The organism is Pseudomonadota bacterium (assembly GCA_013285445.1).
Taxonomy (GTDB): Bacteria; Pseudomonadota; Gammaproteobacteria; order Xanthomonadales; family Wenzhouxiangellaceae; genus Wenzhouxiangella.
Genome location: CP053448.1, coordinates 351,192 through 374,250 on the forward strand (window position 1 = coordinate 351,192; position 23,059 = coordinate 374,250).

Annotated in this window: 20 protein-coding genes; 8 read left to right on the top strand and 12 right to left on the bottom strand. The window is 66.5% G+C overall.

Annotated elements, in window-relative coordinates; all coding sequences use genetic code 11:
* Positions 1–27: 27 nt before the first annotated feature.
* Both HND55_01715 and HND55_01720 read right to left on the bottom strand, forming a co-directional pair.
* Positions 28–2,295 carry a TonB-dependent receptor gene (locus HND55_01715; protein ID QKK01476.1) on the bottom strand — a complete coding sequence of 756 codons (2,268 nt, stop codon included), beginning with the start codon at positions 2,293–2,295 and terminating at the stop codon, positions 28–30.
* Between the two features lie 152 nt (positions 2,296–2,447).
* The gene (locus HND55_01720) at positions 2,448–2,771 is read right to left on the bottom strand and encodes a ferredoxin family protein (protein QKK01477.1); all 324 of its coding nucleotides are present in this window, start codon (positions 2,769–2,771) and stop codon (positions 2,448–2,450) included.
* A 75-nt stretch (positions 2,772–2,846) separates the two neighbouring features.
* Between HND55_01720 and HND55_01725 the strand changes: the two genes are divergently transcribed.
* Positions 2,847–4,292 (top strand): FAD-binding oxidoreductase, encoded by a 1,446-nt coding sequence (locus tag HND55_01725; protein ID QKK03949.1) that lies wholly within the window; start codon positions 2,847–2,849, stop codon positions 4,290–4,292.
* 8 nt (positions 4,293–4,300) lie between these two features.
* Entirely contained in the window at positions 4,301–4,603 is a 303-nt protein-coding gene (locus tag HND55_01730) for a hypothetical protein (GenBank protein QKK01478.1), read from the top strand.
* Between the two features lie 49 nt (positions 4,604–4,652).
* On the opposite strand, the gene HND55_01735 is transcribed toward HND55_01730, so the two are convergent.
* The 4 genes from HND55_01735 to HND55_01750 form a co-directional block, all read right to left on the bottom strand.
* Positions 4,653–5,915 (bottom strand): hypothetical protein, encoded by a 1,263-nt coding sequence (locus HND55_01735; GenBank protein QKK01479.1) that lies wholly within the window; start codon positions 5,913–5,915, stop codon positions 4,653–4,655.
* A 199-nt stretch (positions 5,916–6,114) separates the two neighbouring features.
* Positions 6,115–7,389, bottom strand: coding sequence for a trypsin-like serine protease (locus HND55_01740; protein ID QKK01480.1), 1,275 nt, complete (start codon positions 7,387–7,389; stop codon positions 6,115–6,117).
* Between the two features lie 143 nt (positions 7,390–7,532).
* Complete coding sequence (locus tag HND55_01745) at positions 7,533–8,402, bottom strand: hypothetical protein (protein ID QKK01481.1); 870 nt, start codon at positions 8,400–8,402, stop codon at positions 7,533–7,535.
* Between the two features lie 13 nt (positions 8,403–8,415).
* Entirely contained in the window at positions 8,416–9,219 is an 804-nt protein-coding gene (locus HND55_01750) for a sulfatase-like hydrolase/transferase (protein QKK01482.1), read from the bottom strand.
* 45 nt (positions 9,220–9,264) lie between these two features.
* Here HND55_01750 and HND55_01755 point away from each other — a divergent pair, with 45 nt between their 5' ends.
* From HND55_01755 to HND55_01765, 3 genes are read left to right on the top strand one after another with little or no spacing between them, the layout of a single operon-like run.
* Positions 9,265–9,981 carry a class I SAM-dependent methyltransferase gene (locus HND55_01755; protein QKK01483.1) on the top strand — a complete coding sequence of 239 codons (717 nt, stop codon included), beginning with the start codon at positions 9,265–9,267 and terminating at the stop codon, positions 9,979–9,981.
* Positions 9,982–9,989: 8 nt separating this feature from the next.
* Complete coding sequence (locus tag HND55_01760; GenBank protein ID QKK01484.1) at positions 9,990–10,826, top strand: sulfotransferase; 837 nt, start codon at positions 9,990–9,992, stop codon at positions 10,824–10,826.
* On the top strand, positions 10,826–11,635 hold the full coding sequence (locus HND55_01765; protein QKK01485.1) for a glycosyltransferase: 810 nt from the start codon (positions 10,826–10,828) through the stop codon (positions 11,633–11,635). Before HND55_01760 ends, HND55_01765 begins: the two co-directional genes overlap by 1 nt.
* Here the strand turns inward: HND55_01765 and HND55_01770 are convergent.
* The 5 genes from HND55_01770 to HND55_01790 form a co-directional block, all read right to left on the bottom strand.
* Entirely contained in the window at positions 11,619–13,697 is a 2,079-nt protein-coding gene (locus tag HND55_01770) for a glycosyltransferase (protein ID QKK01486.1), read from the bottom strand. The genes HND55_01765 and HND55_01770 overlap by 17 nt on opposite strands.
* The gene (locus HND55_01775) at positions 13,694–14,656 is read right to left on the bottom strand and encodes a glycosyltransferase (protein QKK01487.1); all 963 of its coding nucleotides are present in this window, start codon (positions 14,654–14,656) and stop codon (positions 13,694–13,696) included. The genes HND55_01770 and HND55_01775 overlap by 4 nt, the downstream gene beginning before the upstream one ends.
* Positions 14,657–14,736: 80 nt before the next feature.
* Complete coding sequence (locus HND55_01780) at positions 14,737–15,255, bottom strand: ferritin family protein (protein ID QKK01488.1); 519 nt, start codon at positions 15,253–15,255, stop codon at positions 14,737–14,739.
* The gene (locus HND55_01785; GenBank protein QKK01489.1) at positions 15,252–16,097 is read right to left on the bottom strand and encodes a 2-oxoacid:ferredoxin oxidoreductase subunit beta; all 846 of its coding nucleotides are present in this window, start codon (positions 16,095–16,097) and stop codon (positions 15,252–15,254) included. Before HND55_01785 ends, HND55_01780 begins: the two co-directional genes overlap by 4 nt.
* Positions 16,094–17,845: a 2-oxoacid:acceptor oxidoreductase subunit alpha gene (locus HND55_01790; GenBank protein ID QKK01490.1), complete on the bottom strand. Its 1,752-nt coding sequence runs from the start codon at positions 17,843–17,845 to the stop codon at positions 16,094–16,096. The genes HND55_01785 and HND55_01790 overlap by 4 nt, the downstream gene beginning before the upstream one ends.
* A gap of 280 nt (positions 17,846–18,125) precedes the next feature.
* Between HND55_01790 and HND55_01795 the strand changes: the two genes are divergently transcribed.
* Entirely contained in the window at positions 18,126–19,604 is a 1,479-nt protein-coding gene (locus HND55_01795) for a UbiD family decarboxylase (GenBank protein ID QKK01491.1), read from the top strand.
* Between the two features lie 8 nt (positions 19,605–19,612).
* Here the strand turns inward: HND55_01795 and HND55_01800 are convergent, their stop codons facing one another.
* Entirely contained in the window at positions 19,613–20,197 is a 585-nt protein-coding gene (locus HND55_01800) for an endonuclease (GenBank protein QKK03950.1), read from the bottom strand.
* A 378-nt stretch (positions 20,198–20,575) separates the two neighbouring features.
* Here HND55_01800 and HND55_01805 point away from each other — a divergent pair, with 378 nt between their 5' ends.
* Positions 20,576–21,685 (top strand): acyl-CoA/acyl-ACP dehydrogenase, encoded by a 1,110-nt coding sequence (locus tag HND55_01805; GenBank protein QKK01492.1) that lies wholly within the window; start codon positions 20,576–20,578, stop codon positions 21,683–21,685.
* The gene (locus tag HND55_01810) at positions 21,685–23,058 is read left to right on the top strand and encodes an acyl-CoA/acyl-ACP dehydrogenase (protein QKK01493.1); all 1,374 of its coding nucleotides are present in this window, start codon (positions 21,685–21,687) and stop codon (positions 23,056–23,058) included. Before HND55_01805 ends, HND55_01810 begins: the two co-directional genes overlap by 1 nt.
* Position 23,059: the final 1 nt, after the last annotated feature.

Consider the following 23,059-nt stretch of genomic DNA (forward strand, 5'->3'; position numbering starts at 1 on the left):
GTGACTTCGGCGCCGCCTGTCCATGGCCTACCAGCGCCAGCGCAGCTCGATGCTGACGCTGCGGCCGGTGCCCGGCAGGAAGCTGGTGACCTGCTCCGGACCGGCGTTGGGCGGAGCCGGGTCGGGAACCCGCTCGCGGATCAGGTAGCTCGAAGCGTACTCGCGGTCGGTCAGGTTGCGCGCATCGACGATCACGGCCCAGGGCCGGTTGGCCGGCTGGAAACCGGCGGTCAGCCCGAGCAGCGCGTAGCTGTCCTGGTCCAGCGTGTTGGCGTGATCGGTCGGCGTGTCCTCGGGCAGCCAGCGCAGGTTCGGCGCGAAAAAAAGCCCGGACGGATGACTGTAGCGCAGCTCCGACTGTATCCGGTGGCGGGGCACGCCGGCGATCTGGTTGCCGTCGAACTCGCCACCGTCGAAGAAGAAATCCGAAAACTCGTAGACGAACTGGACGTCCAGCCGATCGCCGCTGCCGGTCAGATCACTGACCAGACGGCGCTTCAGGCCCAGCTCGACGCCGCGGTGAATGGTGTTGTCTTCGTAGTTGCTGGTCACGCCAACGCCGCCGAAGAAGGCTGCGCTGGTGAGCAGCTCGTCGGTGACGCGGCTCCAGTAGACGCTGAGGTCCCACTCAAGCGCGTCGCGGCGGCCGCGGCTGCCCAGTTCCACCGTCAAGGCACGCTGCTCGTCGAGAACGGCGATGCCGAAGTCGTCGGGTCCCTGGTTGGGGTTGCCGCCGGTCGGCTGCAGCAGCTCGAGAAACGTGGGCGGCTCGAGGCTCTGACTGAGATTGGCGTAGATTTGCGTTGTTGCATCGAGATCGAGTACTGCCCCCAGGCGCCCGTTGAGACCGCGGTAGGTCTGGTTGGCCGTAACCGGACCGGTCGCGAAGCGCGTGTACTGGTCCGGTCCCGCATTGTAGCGTGGTCGATTGTCGAGCGCACCGAAACGCTCGTCAATGTCGCGCCTGGCGTGAATGCCCTGGGCGGCGGCGCTGATCGTCCAGCGCTGTCCGACAGGATGGTCGTATTGAACGAATGCAATGGTGTCCTGGGCGGTGAGGTCATTGCGGGCAAACTCCAGTCCGCGCTGGCCGCGTTCATTGGCGAAATAGCGCCGGTCGATTTCGCCGTAGACCGCGTTGACGCCAATCTCCAGTCGCCCGGGCAGCACGGCGCCACCGGTCTGGTAGCTGAGCGCCAGCGCCAGGTCGTCACTGAGGCTTTCACGGACCGTGTTGGGTGACCCGAAGACATCATCACCGTCCATGTAGGACAGGCCGAGCGTCCAGACACCGCGCTCGCCGATCAGCGTGGATCGGCTGCCGATCCGGGCGAAGCTGGCCGCGCGCCAGGGCTGGTCGCGCACCACGTTGGGCCCGACGCTGATGGTGCCGGTCTGGGGGCCTGGGGGCGGCGGCTGAATGCCGCGGTTGACCTGGCGCGGGTCAGCCCGAAGCTGAGCCCGGTTGAGCGGTCCGGGAATGTCGAAGTCGACATCGCTGAAATCGACGTACAAACGGGTTTCTGCACGGTCGCTGTGGCGACGACCGGCATTGAAACTGATCGCGCTTTGCTCCCCTTCATTGTGCTCGCGAAAACCGTCCCGCCGATTGTGCAGCGCGGTGACATGGATATCGGAGCGGTCGAATGAAGCGCCATGGCTGACGCGCGCACTCAGTTCATCGAAGCTGCCCGCGCCCACCGACAGGGTTCCGCCGGGATCGGTATGCCCGGTCGGCGAGACGAAATTGATCGCGCCGCCCAGCGTGGTCCCGCCTAAGGTTACGGCGTTGGCGCCGCGATACACGGCGATATGCCGGGCGGTTTGCGGCACCACCGCCCCGATCACGTAGGAACCGTCGGCCAGGTTGAGCGGCAGGCCGTCGCGCATGAGACGCACGCCGCGTGCCTGCGGGTTGGACTGGATGCCGGAGCCGCGAATGTTCAGTCGCGGCTGGTCGTTGCCGCCAAAGAAAGACTGCACGACCAGGCCGGGCTGGAAGCTGAAGGCGTCTTCGAGCGTCTGCGTGCGCCGCGACCGATCGCGCAAATCGATGAGATTGGTTCCGCCCGGGATGCGCCGTAACGCCGCCTGGTCGTCGCTGTAGCCGGGCTGGGTCAGAGACGACCGGATCCGAAACACCTGGATCGGATCGAGCACCAGAAGCGGCGTTGTTTCAGGCGGAGGCGATGACGCGGCATCATCAGGGTTCGATGCGGTTTGGGCCATGGCGAAAAGGGGCAGGCTCAGGGCCAGCAGGGCCAGGCCGTGTCGGCGGCGCTCAATCGTCTTCATTTCCGTTGCCTCTTTAACCCGTTCGGGGTTATGAATGGTAGCTAGACAACGAATGATAATGAGTCGCAGTTAACTTTGCAATATACTGTTGGCATCTTTATTGATGCGCCACGCCCGATTCCCGCGGTTGTCGCGCCGTTGCGCGGGGCATCCTACCGTTCAAGATGCTGCAGCTTGCCGGGGACGTCTTCCCACTGCCCGGCGTCGTCGGGTGGGGGCTTCATCTCGGTAATCACCGGCCACTGCCGGGCCAGTTCGGCATTGATTTCCAGAAACTGGCGCTGGTCATCGGGCACATCGTCTTCAGGGTAGATCGCCTGTACCGGGCATTCGGGCTCGCACAAGGTGCAGTCGATACATTCGTCCGGGTCGATGACCAGAAAATTCGGTCCTTCATGGAAGCAGTCGACCGGACAGACTTCCACACAATCGGTATATTTGCACTTGATGCAGTTTTCGGTGACGACAAATGTCATGGGCAGCGGGTCTCACAGTCGACAGCGGTGCCTGAATCATAACATGTATATTGAATGCATGTATGGGCCGAAGTCATGGCGATAGGCGGGTCTTCGACGGATCACCTGCTCAGGTGCCTTCGGCATCGACTGGGGGCGGGTGCGGTTCTGGAGCCCGGCAGCGAGGCGATCGAGCGATACCTGCGTGAACCGCGCGCGCGCTTCGGCGAGATGCCGCTTGCCGTGGTCCGACCGGCCGATACCGGCCAGGTCGAGGAGGTGGTGCATCTGTGCCGTGACCGGGGCGTGCCGATGGTGCCGCAGGGGGGTCGCACCGGCACGGTGGGGGGTGGGGTTCCGGCCAGTGCCGGACGCGAGGTGATTGTCAGTCTCGGGCGCATGAATCGCATTCGCGCCGTCGACAGGGCGGGTGCCTGCATCGAGGTTGAGGCCGGCTGCAGCCTTTCAACGCTTTGCCGTGCAGCCGAGCAGATCGGGCTGGTGTTTCCGGTAAGCCTGGCGTCGGAAGGCAGCGCCACCATCGGCGGCAACATCGCGACCAATGCCGGCGGACATCTGACGCTGCGTTACGGCAACATGCGAAGTCAGGTGCTCGGACTGGAGGCCGTGCTCGCGGACGGTCGGCGCTACGATGGGCTGAAGGCGTTGCGCAAGGACAATACCGGCTATGCGATCGACCAGCTGCTGATCGGCAGCGAAGGCACGCTGGGCATCGTGACCGCCGCGGTCCTCGCCCTGCAGCCGGCAGCCAGCCAGTCCGTGACCGTCATGGCAGCAGTCGAGTCGCTGCCGGCTGCAGTCGGGCTGCTGGGGGAGTTGCGCGCGGGGCTGGGTGAGACCCTGTCGGCCTTCGAGCTGATTCCCCGTCAGGCCATGGACTTCGTGCTCGCGTACCTGCCGGATGCCTCTGATCCCTTTGACCGCCGGCACAACTGGTATGTGCTGATCCAGGCCGATACCGCAATTCGCGGCGACTGGCTGCAGACAGCGGCGCTCGAGGTGTTCGAGCGCAGCCGGCAGCAGGGCCTGATCCTGGCGCTGGTCGCGGCGACCGGAGGACGCCAGTCCGTGGCGCTATGGCGTCTGCGTGAAGCGATTTCCCCGGCCCAGACGCTGGGCGGCGTGAGTCTGAAGCATGACATATCGCTACCCGTCCACGCCCTGGCGGAATTTTACGAGGCGGCTGTTCGGGCGTTGACGGAGGCCATTCCGGGCCTTCGCCCCTGCGTGTTCGGTCATCTCGGCGATGGCAATCTGCACTTCAATCTGAGTCAGCCCGAGGCGATGGACGCCGAGGCTTTCCGGGCCCTGGAGCCGCTGTGCAACCGGATCGTGTTCGATCTGGTCGCCCGGTATCGCGGCTCGATCGCCGCCGAGCACGGCATCGGGGTGCTGCGGCGTGATCAGCTGGGCCGCTATATCGATCCGGGCAAGCTGCAGGCGATGCGCCAGATCAAGGCGGCGCTCGACCCCGATGGGCTATTCAATCCCGGCAAACTGCTGGCGCCGGAAGCGGGCTGAGCGTGCACGTGGCTGTGATCGGCGCGACCACAGCGCTGGCGCTGACCGAATGCGGATTTCGGGTCACCGCTGCCCGCCGTTTGCTGCCCGGGCTGTCAGGCGAGCTGACGATCGAAGGGGCCGAACTGCCTCTGGTCACGCCCGACGGCAAACCGCTGCCGGGCCAATCCCCGGTGCCGGGGCTCCGGGTCAACGCTGGCCATGGTCCGATGGGCTGGACCATGGCCAGCGGTTCGAGCACGGCCCTGGCCGATCACATCGCCGACCGTCCGGCGCCAGTCAGTCTGAGGCCGTTCTGGCCGCAGCGCTGAGTCGCTTGGGCACCCGCCCGGGGCCGGCCGCCAAGTCCTGGACTGCCGGCTAAGGGTCGTTGTTGGGGTTATTGAGACACACCTCGAACACTTTTTCTGAACTGGCAAAGATCGTGTTGTTCTGAAAGTAGGGTGAGCCCATTTCCTGGAAGTAGGTGCCGCCGCTTGCGTCGGGGGGCCGGTAGCAGCTGTTCTGGCAGCGGGCGTGGCTGTTGACCCCGCGCAACATCGCCGAGCCGACCCAGGGGGCAGTCACGTTGCTGCCGTCGGTGTCGGGATAGTTGAAGCTGCCGTTGGGGTGTCTCAGCCCGAACCACCAGGGCCCGCCGGACGAGCCGCCGGTCATGTCGCAGCCGATGTACTTGGACTTCTGGCCATCAGTGCTGCCGGCGCGCTGGACCTCGTACCATTCCGTGCCGTTGCAGGCGACGATGTGGTAGCCGGGAAACGGCGAGCCGGCCGGGTAGCCCATGGCGATCTGGTGGAAGAAGATCGACCCGCCCCAGGCGCGGCCGGTCCAGCCGGTGACGTTGCCGACCTTGTTGCTGACCGTGGTACCGGTGGTGTTGGTGACAATGCAGGCGTAGTCGTAGTCCCAGTTGCCGTCGTTGAACCACGGGGTGCTGGTGGTCGCGAAACCGGCCCAGCAGCCGCGGTCGGGATGCGGCTCGCCCGATCCGGCGCCCTTGCGATAGGAGGGGCAGAACAGGAAGTTGCTGGCCCAGTTGCCGTTGCCGTCGGCGACGCAGTGGCCGGCCGTCGCGATGGTGCTGCGGCTGATCACCGAGGCCGAACAGACGAAACCGACGCCGTCCTGCGAGAAGAACAGCTTGCCGATGGTCGAGATCGGGTAGGTGGTGTACTTGCCGAAATGGGTGTGGCGGTGGAAGGGCCCGTAGCTGCTCCAGTCGGTCGGATTGAAGCTGGCCGAGCCGTGGGTCATCGGCGATATCTCGCCCATGAACAGGTCATACAGGTCATCGTCTTCGTAGATGGTGACGCGATCGAGCGGATCGGGCTGCGGGCCGGAGCCGGGCGCCCATCCGGGCACGTAGCCCGGCTCGGACATGCCCGGGCCGCGCAGCACCATCGGCGAGTCGCTGTCCCGCACGGCGGCCTGCCGGTCCATCGGGCGGGCGTTGCGCATGCGCTCCTCGGTCCAGTACGCCATGACCGCCCGGGTATCGACAGTCGTGTCCTGGGTAATGACGCCGGAATCGGCGGCCTGGGCAGCGTTGCCGGTGATTCCGGCCAGCAACAGCAGCACGGCGGATGCCGTGGCAAAGCAACAGTGGGGTTTCGGGTATGACATGACGACCTCCTTGGGCCAAGAAGCGCATCACAGAAAAACCGTTTTCCTGTGATGACTGCCGGCCAAGCTAGCAGAGTATTGAAATCCGCGCAATGGTTCCTGAACGGGCGCCAAAAAAAACCCCGGCCAATGTGGCCGGGGGCAAAGGCTGCGGCGACCCGCCCGGGGCTGGCCGCCGGAAATCAGCAGCCGCTACTGGCTAGGCATCGTTGTTGGCGTGATTCAGACAGATCTCGAATACGCTCTCCGAGGAGTTGTTGTGTGCGGCTGTACTCTGGAAGTAGGGCGAGCCCATTTCCTGGAAGTAGGTGCCGCCGCTCGCGTTGGGTGGCGTGTAGCAGCTGTTCTGGCAGCGGGCGTGGCTGTTGAGCCCGCGAATCATGGCCGAGCCGACCCAGGGGGCGGTCACGTTGCTGCCGTCGGTGTCGGGATAGTTGAAGCTGCCGTTGGGGTGTCTCAGCCCGAACCACCAGGGCCCGCCGGACGAGCCGCCGGTCATGTCGCAGCCGATGTACTTGGACTTCTGTCCGTCGGCGCTGCCGGCGCGCTGGACCTCGTACCATTCCGTGCCGTTGCAGGCGACGATGTGGTAGCCGGGAAACGGCGAGCCGGCCGGGTAGCCCATGGCGATCTGGTGGAAGAAGATCGACCCGCCCCAGGCGCGGCCGGTCCAGCCGGTGACGTTGCCGACCTTGTTGCTGACCGTGTCACCGGTCGTTTGCGTGACGATGCAGCCATAGTCGTAGTCGACGTTCGCGGAGTTGTGGTACTGAGTTGACGTGGTCGCCGAACTCCAGCCCCAGCAGCCGCGGTCGGGATGCGGCTCGCCCGATCCCGGGCCCTTGCGATAGGAGGGGCAGAACAGGAAGTTGGTATTGAAGTTCCCGTTACCGTCGGATACGCAGTGCCCGGCGGTCACGATGGTGCTGCGGCCGATCACCGAGGCCGAGCAGACGAAGTTGCCGCCGCCCTGCGAGAAGAACAGCTTGCCGATGGTTGACATCGGGTAGGTGGTATACTTGCCGAAATGGGTGTGGCGGTGGAAGGGTCCGTAGCTGCTCCAGTCGGTCGGATTGAAGCTGGCTGATCCCCAAGTCATCGGCGAGATCTCGCCCATGAACAGGTCATACAGGTCATCGTCTTCGTAGATGGTGACGCGATCGAGCGGATCGGGCTGCGGGCCGGAGCCGGGCGCCCATCCGGGCACGTAGCCCGGCTCGGACATGCCCGGGCCGCGCAGCACCATCGGCGAGTCGCTGTCCCGCACCACGGCCTGCCGGTCCATCGGGCGGGCGTTGCGCATGCGCTCCTCCGTCCAGTATTCGAGCGCGGTCTGCGAGTTGGCCCCCGCTTCAACCGTGACGGGTCCGGGCGTCTCCGCCAGGGCCCAGCTGCTGGCCATCAGGGCCAGCGGCAGTATGAGCAGCGTGCTGCATTTCGCAGGGCGCTGCCGTTGGCGTTTCAGGTAAAACATGTCGACCTCCTTAGAAGATATCGAAACCGGGATTCCCAGGCGAACCATTCGCCTGCCTTCCCTAACGGGAAACTGTAGCAGAATCGGACATGTGTCACAAAATTTCACGGGCGACCCGACCGGGAACCCTCAGGCAGGACGGATCAGCAGTCAACCGGGTAGCCCAATGCCCGGACCGCCTCGATTTGCCGCTGACTGAAAGCGGAAAGACCGCGCTCCCGCCAGCGCCCGGCTGAGGCAGGACGTTGCGGCAACGTGCACAGATGCTGGCGCAGTTCCGGCTCGGGCGACAGACCGAGGCCGCCGAGCAGCAGATCGACGCTCGGCTCCGGATCTCGCCAGAGCCGGTCGAAGTCGATCACGATAAAGCGGCTGGCGAGCAGGCGATGCGCCTGGTCGAGTACCCTGCGGTTGCTGCGGATCCAGTATTCGAGCTTTTCGGCCGGCGCCGCAGCGGCTGGATCGCGCAGGCGCAAGCCGAACCAGTGCCCCCAGTTGCGCACCTGCTGATCGTTGCCGCTGAAGGCCATGTCCAGACCGTGGCGGATGATGTGGACATAGCGCAGCTCATCGAACCGGCGAGCCAGCACGTCGACGAACAGCTGGCTGTTGGGCTCTTTCCAGCCCCACCTGGGATTGGGCGGCCCGGGCGGTCGGTGCGCCAGCAGTCGCTCCCCCTCGCGCGGGTCGACGCCCATGGTCGTGCCGTGTCCGGCATGCTCGGCCATGGCCTGGTGGACCAGGGCCTGCTGGCGCTCAGTGGCCTGTTCCATGCCGCGCCGGCTTGCCAGAGTCAACACCTCCAGCGCCTCGAGGATGTCGTCGGTCGCGGGCGGCTGGTGCAACCAGCCCGGCCGCTTGAGCAGCAGCGTGAACCAGAGGTTGTCGAGCGCCCGGTTCAGGCAGCAGCCGATGTCGAAGCCCAGAAGCTGCAGCATCTCGGCGACCACGCGGGTGCCGCTGCCGCCCACCCCGCCGACAACGACCGGTCCGGCCTGATGCTGCCGGGACAAGGCCGTCGACCCGTCAGGCATCGATGCTGACGCGGTCGAGACGGAAGATCGCCAGGGGCACCTCGAGGACTTTCGGGTGATTGAAGCCATGTCCCAGGTAGCCGTCCTCGCCGAAGCACTCACCGTGATCGGCCGTCAGAATCACCAGGGTGTCGCCGGGCAGGGCCGAAAACAGGACAGGCAGACAGCGATCGAGGAATTCGGCGGCCGCGACCTGGTGGGCATAGCCCGGGCAGTCGCGTCCAACCGGGCCGGACTCGGCCGGCGGCCAGGTCATCGCGCGGGCACGAACGTCGACCTCACAGCGGTCGATCTTGCCTTCAAAGCTGAAGGGAAAGTGCGTTTCGCCGAAGTTGATGAATCCGAAGAACGGCCGGTTCGGCTGCAGATGGTCCAGCAGGAATCGCACCTGTCGCCGCGCGCCGCGCCCGGTCCACTGGAAATGGTCAAATCCGGCATGCAGGGTTTTCTGCCTAAACCAGTTCATGGCTCCGCAGCCGACGGTCTGGAAACCCTGGTTGCGCAGGCCGGCCACCAGATTCCACTCCGAGCTCACCTGGATCAGCGCATCCTTGACCACCCGGCCTTCACCGACTTCGGTCAGGCCCAGCAGCTGCCTGCAGAAGCGGTTGTGGTAGGGCCGATTGTCGCTGGTGTTCGGGAGGATGCCGGCGAAGAACGCATGATGGGCCGGGTAGGTGAAATTGGCCGGCGTTTGCGCGGCATGAATCGGGGCGTAGCTGTCGAGCACCGGGGTCTGTGCCTCGACCAGCACATCGTAGCGGCAGCTGTCGTAGGTCAGCAGCAGGAAGTTCATGGTCTTGGTTGCCGGGCCGGAAGCCGTACTATATCATTCCGGCCGATGAATACGACCGGTCCCGGGACCGCTGCCTTCCCCGTTGACGCCCACCAGCTTGGCCGGTTTCGGGACGAGCTGGAGCAGGCGGGTCTGTTTCGGCATATCGAACGCTGTCGCTGCGAGTTCTCTGCTGCGGTCGACGGCACCACGGCGCGTGGCCATCGCTACGGTTTTGGCGCATTCACTGAAGACACCGCCACCGAACTGTATGCCGTCATCCGCACGCTGTGTCCGCGGCGCGTGGTCGAGACGGGCGTGTGCAACGGCGTGTCCACCCTGATGATCCTTGCGGCGCTGGAGCGCAACGGGACGCAAGGGCGGCTGTGGTCGGTCGACCTGCCCGAACAGGCGGGTCAGGATTACCCCGAGGACTTCTTCTGGGCGGGCAAGCGCGGGGCGGCGGTGCCGCAGGGTCGGCCGCCCGGCTGGATCGTGCCCGAAACCCTGCGACCGCGCTGGCGCCTGGTGCTCGGGCGCTCCCAGGACGTGCTGCCGGATCTGCTCGCGCACATCGGCGCAATCGATCTGTTTCTGCACGACAGCGAACATTCACCCGAGTGCATGGCCTTCGAGTACCGGCATGCCTGGCAGCATCTGGCCGACGGCGGCGTGCTGATGTCGGATGACACCCACTGGAACACAACGTTTCGGGACTTCGCCGATCGGCGGCAAAAGCCGGTTGTTCGACTCTCGCGCGGACTTGCGCTGGTGGTCAAGTGACGGCGGCAGTGCCGGGCAGTCTCCGCGCGCGCAAAAACTGGCCGATCGTGGTCGGCGGCTGCTATCGTTCGGGCACCAGTCTCATACGGCGCTTGCTCAACGCCCACTCGCGCATTCATTGTCCGGCCGAGCTCAAGTTCTTCGCCGATTTTTTTGGCGACTATGCGGTCGAGGATCAGCTCGCCCATCTTCGTTTTGCCGCCACCGCCCGGCAGGTGCTGCCGGCCGGGGATGCGCTGGGGGTACTGGGTGGCGCCCTGATCGAGCTGCACCGGCGCGCTGCCGCATGTGCCGACAAGCCGCGCTGGGCGGACAAGGCGCCGGAGAACGCGGTTTATCTGTCGCAGTGGCAGCAGTTGCTGGGTGATGAATGGCACTTCGTGCTGGTGGTACGCAATCCGCTCGACACCGTGGCGTCGCTGACCGAATCACCGTTTCGACTGAGTGTGCCTGAAGGGCTGGCAGGCCGGATCGCCACGTATACACGCTTTGTCGAGCGTGGGCTGGAGTGGATGCTCGATCACCCCGAGCGCAGCCATCTGGTGGTCTACGAGCGCCTGGTCAGCGCGCCGGATGAGCACCTGCAGGCGCTGATGAGCGCCGTCGGTGAACGTCCGGAACCGGCTCAGCTCGAGTTTGGCGCGCTTGAGCATGGTCGCGGGCTCGAGGACCGCAAGATCCGTTCGACCCGGACCGTCCATGCCGACAGCCTGCACCGGTGGCCTGATGTGCTCGACGCCGCCACCGCCGACCGGGTATGGGCGGCCACTGCGGGCCTGTGGCGGCGCATCGATCCCGATCTGGCCTGCTGCCGCCCGCCGGATAACGCAGTGGAGGGGGCGTAGTGGGATTTCGCGCAGTGGCCCTGCTGGCGGTACACAACGAGCGGCGGTTCATACGCGCCTGTCTCGAACACCTGATTGGCCAGGGGCTGGAGGTGTATCTGCTCGACAATGAGTCAACCGATTCCACAGTGGATCTGGCGCGCGATTACCTGGGTCGCGGCCTGATCGAGGTCGAGCGTTTCCCGCGCCCGTCGGGCGCCTACCACTGGGGGTCGATCCTCAAGCGCAAGGAAGAGCTGGCCGAGTCCCTTGACGCCGACTGGTTCATGCATGTCGATGCCGACGAGATTCGGTTGCCGCCAGCCGGCGTGCCGCGCCTGATCGATGCTTTCAGGCAGGCCGATGCGGCCGGCTACAATGCCGTCAACTTCATCGAGTTCAGCTTTGTGCCGACGTGCGAGGCGCCTGATCACGACCATCCGGACTTCCAGCGCACGATGCGCTCCTACTATTGCTTCCTGCCGAGCTTTCCGCACCGACTGAACGCCTGGAAAAAGCAGCCTGCGCGGGTTGATCTGGCCGGTCTGGCCGGTCACCAGGTCGCCTTCGAGGGGTTGCGCATGTATCCGCAGTCCTTCCCGATGCGCCACTACCTGTTCCTGAGCGTGCCGCATGTGATCGAGAAATACATCCGTCGTCGCTATCATCCCGATGAGGTCAGAAAGGGCTGGCACAAGTCCCGCATGGCCCTGAGCGAGGCGGACGTGAGGCTGTTGTCGGCGTCTGAATGCCGGACCTACGTCGGTGATGATCAGCTCGATGACTCCGCCCCGCGCCGACGGCATCCGCTGTTTACGCAATCAGCCTGACGAACCCGTGCTGCTGCAGACTGCGCTCGAAGGCCCGCATCAGCTCCACCTCGGTCAGTGTACGGATCACGCGCCGGCGAGCGCAGTCTGCCAGCCCCTGTCGCAGCTCCGGTGAGTCGGCCAGCCGGGTCAGTGCCCGGGTCCAGTCGGCCGGCTCCTCGGCCAGCAGGCCGTCCGTTTGAGGCTCGATGGCCTCCAGCCAGGTTGGCGTGGCGCTGGCTACGGTGGGCAGCCCCACCAGGGCCGGTTCGAACCACTTCAGCGGGCTCTTGCAGTCGCAAAACGGGTTGCCCGACTCGAGCGGGGCCAGGTTGACGGTGGCGCGCGAGAACTCCGCAGCCAGGTTGACGTGGTCGACGCGACGCCGGCGTTCGATCCGCTGCGGCGCAATGTGGCCTTCATAACCGGCCTCGGAGAGCGGACCCACGATAGTCAGCAGCCAATCGGGATGACGATCAAGAAAGGCGCCGATACCGCCGGCTGCAGCGGCAAAGTCGCGCTCGTGCGTGGCCGTGCCGCTGGCGTAGATCAGCCGCGGTCGCCGGTCGCCTGGCTGCAGCGGGTGCCGGCGCCAGTGATCCGAGAGCCGCTGTGAGACCGGCGAATGGCCGTTCGGTCGCACCATGACCGGGCCGGCAAATGGCCCGCCATGCCGCGCGACTGCCCGGGCCAGGACAGCGGTGGGCGTGACGGCGAAATCGCAGCGCTCGAGGACGGCGCGCAAGTCGGCGGCGCGCCGGATCCAGCGGTCCAGCTGCTCGCTGTCGCTCGGGTCGACAAAGCGCAACCAGCCGTCGCGGACCAGATCGGGGGCGAAGACCAGGTCGTCAATGTCGAAGCCGGTCGGGATGCGCCAGCGATCCAGAGAGTCGAGCAGGGTCTGTACCCGCGAATCAGCGCCGGTGCGATGGATGATGACGCAGCGCGCCCTTCGCAGCAGCCGGGCTGACGCCAGCGCGGCCTGCGGCGTCAGCCAGCCGCTGGCGATATCGTTGGCACGCAGGGCCCCAACCGCCCGCGCGACCCGATAGGCGTGGCTGCGGGTGGTCGGATTGCCGCTGACAAATACAATCGGCCGCGCTCTTGCATCCGCTCTCAACATCAGACCGGGTGCGCGTCTGGGGGCATCGGGATGTGTAACAAAGGCCGACTCCAGCAGCGCCTCGCCGGCAATCGCATCGGGCAGCGGTGCTGCTTCGCCTTGCTGGTCGAGGTCCGGTATGGGCAGGTCCAGGGCGTGTGCGATGCCGCTCAGCACACCGCCCGGATCCTCGCTGCGGTTGGCGGCGAGCAACGTGTAGACCCGTTCGGCCGGGTTGCGCCAGCGGGGGCTGGTCCAGCCGGATGGAGCCGGCTGCCTGCGGGGGCGCCGGATATCGATCGAACGCCCCGACGGCCGCCAGTCCGCCAATTGCCCTTGCAGGAAATCAAGCAGCTGCTGCCGGCAATGCCGGTCTCCGGCGAAGTCCTCGTAGGCCAGCGCATGGGTCGGCAGGTCGCGTGCATGCTGCCAGGCCTCAAGCGTGTAGCGAAACCACAGCGCCGCGGCCTGGTCATGGCTGGTGATGGCTGCCGGCGCCAGCGCCGGATCGTTCGCCCGCCGCGCCAGTGAGGCGATCACCGCGTCGACGCTGCGCACCAGAAGCACCACCACCAGCCTGACATCGCGGCGCTTGCAGGCTGCCCGCCACCACGGCAGCAGGCGGCACAGCCGCGGGTCCTTGAGCAACAGCGCCGCCGGCGCGGTATGCGCCTGGTCGACGATGGGGTCCAGGGCAAGATCGAGTTCCGCGGGCAGGGGCGAGGGTGCCCGCCCCCCCTCCGCCAGCGGCCTGACGTCCTGCCAGTGATGGCCGATGTGACTGAGAATGCGGTTATTGAGGCTGACAACTTCGCGTGATTCGTAGTAACCGTCCGGGTTGTCGATGGCATGTCCCGGCAGCAGATCGCCGCGCGGCAGGGTCAGGCCGAGTCCGGCCAGCCAGCCGGCCAGGGCCGAAGTGCCGGAACGGTGCATGCCCAGTATGGCTACAACGTAACCGCCGTGTTGGTTGGAGGTCACGGTCGTCCGGCGTCGGTATCGGCTCTTGCGGTAGCGTGATAGGCCTGCGCCTGTTCGACCGACCAGGCCAGAGTGCCCAGAGCCGCTGGCGGCGATGAGCCCATGAAGACGGCCTCGCGCTGCGGTGGGCGAAAGTCGCTGCCGCGCAGCTGCCGGTACTCGGCGTCGAAACGCGCCCTGCGGGCCTGCTTGCGTTCACCGGCGTTGGTGATGATGCCGCCGTGGAGCTGATGGAAGCTGCCCTCACCGAGCAGCACGACCAGCTCGCTGTCGGGGTGTTCGCAGGCGCGCTTGTAGAAGTCCAGATTGACCAGGCCGCCGCCCGGGCTGGTAAAGGCGGGATCGTAGCCGCGCAGGCTTGTGAACAGCGCCCGTCGCATGAAGATCACGTTGCTCTCCGAGAGTGGACAGAAATAGCCGCGTCGGCTGGACCCGCCGAGCGCGCTGATCGAGTGCAGCGCATAGCCGTCTGCCGGCCAGCGGATCGATTCGAGCAGCCGGTCCTCGACGGTCTGGTCGTAGCCTTCGGCAATCGAGACGTTCTGCGGCTTCGGGCCAAGATGCCAATTCAGGGTAGCGACAACCGGTTGCGCGAAGGCTTCTGCGGCCCTCAACGCCCAGCTGAGCAGGCCGGGTGAGCACAGTCGCGCGCCGTCAATACTGACCCCGATCAGCTCACCGCGCGCCTCGGCCACCCCCTGGTTGATGGCCCTGGCCGGCGACGCTTCGCCCGGCTCGCGGCGATGATAGAAGAACTGACCGCGCAGGGTCTTGAACAGGGTGGCGTCAAGCGGCTGATCGGAGCCGTTGTCCACGACGATGATCTCGTAGTCGTCGGCATCGATGCCGCGCTGGTAGTCGCAGCTCAGCGAGTACAGGGTGCGCGGCGCTTCGCGCGCCATGTTGTAGACGATCACAACCAGCGACAGCTTGGGTTGGCGGCGCAGCCAGGGCGTCATCAACGAAACGGCTCGGGAAAACCGGCCCCATCATAACCGACTGCTCGCCCGTCTTGCGGCAATCGGACAGGCGTGGGCGGTCAGTCGACCGGGACCGGGGGATCGAGATCCTCGTCCCAGTTGTCCGGCGGTTCGGGATACTGCTCAATCCAGCGCTTGAGCGCCTTGACATGCTGGCTTTCTTCGTCCGAAAACGCCGCGGCCAGCCTGCCGATGGCCGCATCCGCGGCTTGTTCCGCGATGCTGTGATAGAACGCGAAGGCACCCTGTTCGGCCTGCAGGGCAAGCGCCAGCGCGTGACGGGGCGTCATCATATAGTGAGCCGACTCCAGGCGCCCGCTTTCCGGGCTTTCGTCGTCGGGCCACTGGAACTCCCAGGGCTTGAGATCGGGCAGGCCACCGGCGTGCTTATCGGCGTGCGCGACAGCCTCGGCGCGATGCAGGTCGGAGTAGCCGGCCATCTGGCGAAACAGGGCCTCGACCGCGATGTTGTTGTGTACGGCCATGGCGTCGGCCAGCTCACGATAGCGGGTGGCGGCCTCGTCTTCAAGAACCACGGCATGGGCGAGGAAACAGCCGAGATGATCGAGCGGGCTCATGAGAGCACCTCGAAGCAACGTTCGATGCGGTCGAGGTCGGCCCGGGGAGCATCGGGCGGCCGATAGGCGGGCCGCGGAGCGTGGTACAGGATACCGGTCGTGAAGCCATCGTCCGCGGCCAGCGCGGCATACGCGGCAGCGCGGCTGTCGGCTGGCTCGAAGCCGTCATGCACGCGCTTCTTCCAGCCGAGCTGCTCGGGGCGGAAGGTGATGCAGGGGCTCAGGATCTGGACAAAGGCGAAGCCCTCGAACCCGATGGCTTCGGCGATCACCCGCGCCAGATCGTTGGGGCTGTTGGAAAATGCACGGGCAATGAATGGCGCACCGGCGGCCAGGGCAATCTCCAGCGGCTGCAGCGGAGGCTGCCCGGTGCCTTGCGGCGACAGTCTGCTGCCCGTCCAGTCGAACTCGGTGGTTGGCGAGGCCTGACCCTTGGTCATGCCATAGACCGAGTTGTCCATGACCAGGTAGGTCATGTTGACGTTGCGCCGGCAGGCGTGCAGGAAATGGTTGCCGCCGATGGAAAAACCATCGCCATCGCCGCCCGAGGCGATCACCGTGAGGTCCGGCCGGCTGATGGCCAGCCCGGTGGCCAGCGGCAGGGCGCGCCCGTGCACGCCGTGGAAGCCATAGACGCTGGTATAGGCGGGAATACGGGACGAGCAGCCGATACCGGCAATCATGGCAACGTTTTCCGGCTTCAGTTCAAGTGCGGCCATGGCCTTGGTCAGCGCGTTGAGCACGCCGAAGTCGCCGCAGCCGGCGCACCAGACCGGCTTGTAGTCGGATTTGAAATCCTTGTGACGCAGGACCGTGATGGCCTGCTCCGCGCTGCTGCTCATGCTGCGTCCTCCAGGGCCGCGGATTCGATGGCTTGGGCAATCTGTCCCGGCGTGATATTGAGCGGTCCGGGACGATTGAACAGCCGCGTGTGACCGGGCAGATCGATGTGTGCGCGCAGGTGGCGGTAGAACTGTCCGCCGTGGCTTTGTTCCACGATCAGCACGCGGGAGGCGGGCTGAAGCAGGGCGCTCAGCGCGCCGCCGTTCAGCGGGCTGAGCAGCCGGACCGAGACCAGACGGATGGCCTGGCCGCGTGCACGCACTCGCGTCACCGCTTCGCGTGCCGGCAGCGTGGTCGAGCCCCAGGTCAGTACGACCATATCGCCTTCGCCATCGACATCGGCCCAGTCGTCGCCGAAATCGAAGCGCTCGAATTTGCGCTGGCGCTTGTCCAGCTGGTGCTGGTGATCCCGGCCACTGGCCGAGGGCCGGGCCGACACCATGTGACTCAAACCGGTTGCCGTGTACTCGCCGCCGGCCTGTCCGGGCAGGGCCATGGGCGAGATGCCATCGGCGGTGTCGGCAAAGCGAGCGTAGTGCCGGCCATCGGTTTCGGCCAGCCGACGGCTGGCCTGGCTGTCCCGGGATGGCGGCGGCGCAATGGTGGCGCGTGCCTGTCCCAGCCGTTGGTCGCTGAGCACCACCGCTGGCGACTGCAGCGCTTCGGCCAGCTGCACGGCCCACTGGGTCGTGGTCAGGCAGTCACCGATGCTGTTGGGCGCCAGCACCAGGCGAGGCGCATCGCCGTGCGCCCCGACAACGGCGATGTTGAGGTCGGATTGCTCGGAACGGGTCGGGATGCCGGTCGACGGCCCGCCGCGCATCACGTCGACAACCACCACTGGAATCTCGGCCTGGGTTGCCAGGCCGAGCGCTTCGACCATCAGCGAGAAACCGGGTCCTGATGTCGCCGTAAGCGCCGGGACGCCGCCGAACGATGCGCCCAGGCACATGTTGATCGAGGCGAGCTCGTCTTCGGCCTGAACCAGGCTGCCGCCGACCTCGGGCAGGTGGGCTGCCAGCCATTCCTGGATCTCGGTCGAGGGCGTGATCGGATAGGCCGCGCAGAATCGTATTCCGGCCCGGATCGCACCCAGGCCGACCGCTTCATTTCCGGTGATCAGCCAGCGCCGGGCCGGATTTTCGACCGGGCTGATCCTGTGTTCGGCACGCGCCATTCCGCCGGCAGCGGCTCTGCCCAGCGCCAGTCCGGCCAGCGCCCCATCGATGAGTTTCGCGCCCTTGTTGTCGAGAATCCGGCGCACGGTCCTTTCCACGATCATGGCTGGCAGGCCGATCAGCTCGCCGATCAGGCCCACGGCGATGGTGTTGGCGCGGGCGCCGCGGTGTTCGCGCGTCAGCGCACCGAGCGGCACTTCAATCAGTTCGGCACCGGATTCCTGGATCCAGGCCGGCGTGTCGCCCTGGCCCGGGTCGACGATCAGTCGCGAGCTGGCGTCGAGAATGAGTTCGTCGGCGAATCGCTCGGCCTTGTTCCAGTCGATCGCCAGCACCAGATCGAGGCGGTCGTCCTGGCACTCGACGGGTGCCGGGGCCAGGCGCAGGATGGCGGCGGCTTCGCCGCCACGGATTTGCGGGCCGGTGGCACGCGTCATCAGGCCGAACAGCCCGCTGGCGGCGGCCGCATCAAGCAGGGTCTGTCCGGCCGTCATCACGCCTGCGCCGCCGCTGCCGATCACGGCCAGGGAGATCGAAGGGTGTGGTTGCGGCGAAGATGACGGGTTCATGGTGTCGTCCGGGCAGTAAAAACGTATTGTATCTGCATCTATTGTCGCGTGGCGACGGCCTGCACGGTAACGGCATCGGCGGCCGGGCCAGGGTACAGGGAGCGCTGATGCCTTGCTTGCATGGTGTCGCGCCTGTTCATGACCGTGCCGGCCGGCGGGTTTCAGCCCCGGGCGGCATGGTCATCGTAAGGTGACCACGGGCTGGCCAGCTTGATCTGAGGCAAAGACGCTGATACGCCGGCATCCGTAAACTGTAGCACCGTTTGTCGATGAATCGCCCATGCCCTTTCTGGACCTTAACGGCTTCCTGCGTGCGCTTGACCAGCGCGGTGACCTGGCGCGCATTGCCAAGCCCGTCGACCCGGTGCTGGAGGCCACGGCGCTGGCGCGCCAGGTGCAGGCACGCGGCGGGCCGGCGCTGCTGCTCGACAACTCGACCGGTAGTGACGTGCCGCTGCTGCTGAACCTGTTCGGCCATCGACGCCGGATCGAGGCGGTGCTGGGGGATCGTCCGGTGCGCCGCCTGCACGAGCTCGGTGCGCTGCTTGCGCGTCTCCAGCAGCCACGCCTGCCGCGCAGTCTCAAGGCCGCGTTGAGTGACTGGCCGGAGCTCGGCCAGCTGGCCCTGGTTGCGCCGCGAGCGGTTCGCACTGCGCCGTTTCAGGCACACACGTTGAGCGGCAGCGAGATCGATCTTGGCAGCCTGCCGATTCAGCACTGCTGGCCCGGAGATGCCGGCCGGCTGATCACGCTCGGTCTGGTCATCACCCACAGCGCGCGCCTGGGTCGGTCCAACATCGGCATCTACCGCCAGCAGCTGATCGGTCGCAACCGCGTCATCATGCGCTGGCTGGCCCATCGCGGCGGCGCCCAGGATTTCGCCGAATGGCAGCGTACGCGCCCCGGGGAGCCGTTTCCGGTGGCCGTGGTGATTGGCGCCGATCCCGCGACCACGCTGGCGGCCGTCGCCCCGGTGCCTGATACGCTCTCGGAGTTCCAGTTTGCCGGCCTGCTGCGCGGGGCGCGCAGCGAGGTGCTGAGCGCCCCGCTGACGGGCCTGGACGTGCCGGCCGGCGCCCAGATGGTGCTCGAGGGGCACATCCACCCCGGGGACACGGCCGAGGAGGGGCCGTTCGGCGACCATACCGGACACTACAACGCCCGCGGCATCTATCCGGTGCTGACACTCGAGCGGTTGTCGATGCGCGACAAACCCATCTACCAGGGCAGCTTCATGGGCAAGTCGCCCTTCGATGAGCCTTCGGTGCTGGCCTCGGCGCTCAATGATCTGTTCGTGCCCATCCTGCGCGGCATCTTTCCCGAAATCCGCGACTTCTTCCTGCCGCCGGCGGCCTGTTCCTATCGAATGGCGCTGGTTTCGATCGACAAACGCTACCCGGGACATGCCCGGCGGGTGATGATGGGCGTGTGGTCCTACCTTCGCCAGTTCACCTATACCAAGTTCGTGGTCGTGGTCGATGCCGATATCGATGTCCGTGACCACAACGAGGTGTTGTGGGCGATGGCCAATCACGTCGATCCGGCGCGCGATTCACTGGTCATCGAGCGCACCCCGGTTGATGTGCTCGACTTCGCCAGCCCGGAGCCCGGCCTGGGCTCGAAACTGGGCATCGACGCCACCCGGAAGCTGCCCGGAGAGACGGCTCGCTGCTGGCCAGAACCCATCGTGCCGGACGCCGAGGTCGAGCGACGGATGGCTGAACTGGCCAGAGCCCTGGACGCGCCCGTGTCCGAATGATGCACGATTCATGTGGCTCCCGGCAGGCAGTTTCTGCCTGTCGAGTGCGCGCAGTGTGCGGCCAGGCAGCAGTCATCGCAGCGCGGGCTTGGCCGGCAGCAATGCTTGCCATGCGCCACCAGCAACGCGTGGAATTCGTTGAACAGCCCGGTCTGCCCGGGAAACGTCGCCTCGACCAGGCCGCGCACCGCCTCGTAGTCACGCAGCCGGGTCGGGATGATGCCGGCGCGGGCGAAGATGCGGAAGGTATAGGTGTCGACAACGAACACCGGCCGCTTGAGCGCATAGAGCAAAATGGCGTCGGCCGTCTCGGGGCCGATTCCGTGCACGCCGACGAGCGATTGCCGCAGGTCCGTGGTCGCCTGCCTGTCAATGCCGTCGAGGCCGCCTTGCTCGAGCAGCCAGCGAACCAGCGCCTTGAGGCGGGTCGCCTTGACGTTGAAACATCCGGCCGGCCGGATCCGTGTTGCCAGTTCGGTGGCCGGCATTGCGTCGATCACGGCTGGATCCAGTGCCGCGGCACACCGCAGTCTCGCCACCGCGCGTTCAGCGTTAACCCAGGCCGTGTTCTGGGTCAGTACAGCGCCGACCATGACTTCAAAGGCATGGCGGGCCGGCCACCAGCCCTGTGGGCCATAGGCGGCAAGCAGCTGCGCGTACAACCCCGGCAGTGCCGAAGCAGCCGCCGGCCGGCCGTGAAATACTGAAAGTCTGCTGATTCGAGGCGCCCATTGACAAGACCGGGTTCAGCCTGACCGAAGCCGGCGCGATCCGTCAACCTGCCCCGTCTTCCCCGTTCGGTCGCAGCCGCAGCGGATGCCGGCCCTGGGAGGTGCAGACGGCGGCAGCGCGAGGAAGGGCCGGGTCATGCATCGGGCCCGATCCGGGTATTTGATGGACAACAGTGGCCGGAGCGGTTAAAAACAGGCCATGCGCTATGATCAATCACGGCACAGGCGAACCGGCGAACAATGAGTCTCGAGGCCTGCGATGTCGAGCTGATGCTCGCCGAGCTGGGGCGTTTCGCACACGGCCCGCTGGCTGCCGAAGTGACCCATCCGGAAGCGCCGGTTGATGGCCCGGTTCTGACGCGGCTGCGCGAGGGGGCCGTCGCGCTCGGTTTGCTCGGAGCGGCCGGTAAGGTGGCCGAGTTTGGCCTGTGGCCGGCCGACGACAGCGGCTCGGCCTGCGTCTTTTCGATCCGCGCGCTCCAGCTTCTGGGCGAGGTCAATGCCGGGATCGCGCTGGCCTGGCATCGGGCTGCGCTGGCGGCGCATCTGGCTGACGGCCTGGGGCTGGCCCGGCGGGCAGGTGAGACGGCCGTTGTCGTGACCGGCCACTATGGGCTGGGACGCTCGTCGCTGGCGCGCTGGCTGCTTGACCGGAAGCCGGAGCAGGACGACACGGCGCTGCTGAGCGACTGGCTGGATCGACACGCCCGCGATACCTTCGCGCTGGCTCCGGTTGACTGGCAGTGGCTGTTGTGGCCGGTGTGGACGACACACGGGCTGGTCTGGTGCCGACACGCCCGCGGTACGCTGACAGCCGAGCGGCAGCGGCCGCAGCACGGACTCGATGAACTGGTCTTGTGGCGGCTGCGCTTGCCTGAGCCGGTCTCGGCCGAACCTGCGCAGGAAACGGCGCGCGCCATGTTCGGACGGGCGCTGAAAATGGAGGTGCTGGCCGCGCTCGCGATTGCCAGCGGTGCGGTTCGCGGTGCCTGCCACTTGGCGCTGGATTATGCCGCCCGGCGCCGCCAGGGCGGAGTGCCGATCAATCACTACCCGGCCGTGCAGTCGCAGCTGGCGATCATCGACTCGGCGCTGGTCCAGGCCGACGACGCACTCGGGGCGCTGGAACGGCCGCTTGATGCAATCGATCTCGGCCGGCTCCTGACGGTCAGAGTGCGACTCGACGCATCGCTGCGCGAGGCGGCCAACGCAGCCATGCAAGTCCACGGCGGCATCGGCTACATGCGCGATATCGGCATCGAAAAGCGCCTGCGTGAGGTCAATATGCTCTCGACGATCGCCGGCGGCGTTCGCGAGATTCCGTTGTTCATGGCGGAATGGAGGAGCTGATGCGCGACCACCTGCATGGGCATTTGCCCGACGATCATCCGCTGGCCCCGGCGGCCCGGCTGGCCGAATTCCGCTGGCCGGTGCGCGCGTTTGTCAACTACAGGCGAGACGATTTGTGGGCAGCGGATTGTCGGCGGTTGCCCCGACCGCTGGCCCGGCTGCGGCGCCGTGCTCGGGCGTTTGCCGAAACGCGTATCCGGCCGCTGTCCGCGGAGCTCGATCTCCTGGGGCACTGGTCGCCGCAGGAGCGCCCGCCGGCGATCGATCATTTGCTGGCCGAGGCCGGTCGCGCCGGCTGGCTGACTCACGTGCTGCCCAGGCCGGTCGGCAGCATGCCCTGGTCGGCAGTGCGCTACCCCCTGGTCTGGCAGGCCAGTCTGGTGATCGAGGAGTTTGCCCGTGCCTGCGGCGGTCTGATGCTACTGCTGTCGGCCCATCACCTCGGCGTCATGCCGCTGCTGCTGAGCGGCCAGCTCAAGGATCTGCGCCGGCACCTGTTGCCGATCTATCGCGGGTGCCGCCGCGGGGATTGGCGCCTGATGGCGTTCGCCATTACCGAGCCGGGTGCCGGTTCGGACGTCGAGGACGGACACGGCGCCGCCTCTGCCCGGCCGGGCCTGGTCGCGCGGCGGGTCGAAGGCGGCTGGCGACTGTGCGGCAGCAAATGCTATATCAGCGGCGGCGACCTGGCCGACCGCCTGACCGTGTTTGCCGCAATCGAAGGGCAGGGCCTGGATTCCTGGACCTGCTTCGTTGTTCCGGCCGACAGTGCCGGCTTTCGCGTGGCGCGGACCGAGCTGAAGATGGGCATGCGCGCCTCCGGCGCGGCCCAGCTCGAATTCGATGAGGTCTTCGTGCCCGACGACAACGTGGTTGGCGCAGTCGGACAGGGCTGGACGCTCAATCGCGCAGTGCTCAATGCCTCGCGTCTGCCGGTGGCGGCCATGGGCGTTGGTCTGGCGCGGGCCGCGACCGAATGCGCCATCGAGTTTGCGCGCTCCTATCACCTTGGTCCGCGTGCCCTGGTCGATTACCAGGACGTGCAGCTGGAGCTGGCCGAAATGGTGGCAGAAACGCGGGCTATGCGCAGCCTGCTCTGGCAGGAGGCACGCCATGCCCGCGCCCCGCGCCAGTTGCACAGCGCGCTGGTCAAGTTCCACGCCACCGATCGCGCCCAGCAGGTGGTCGAGCGTGCCATGGCCCTGCTTGGCGACCACGGCGGTCGACACGAGCTGACGATCGAGCGCATCTTTCGTGATATTCGGCTGACGCGCATTTTCGAGGGCACCAATGACATCAACCGACTGGCCCTGATCGAGGACTGGCAGCATGCGCTGCTCCCGACCGATCGGCCATCACACAGCGGGGTTTGAT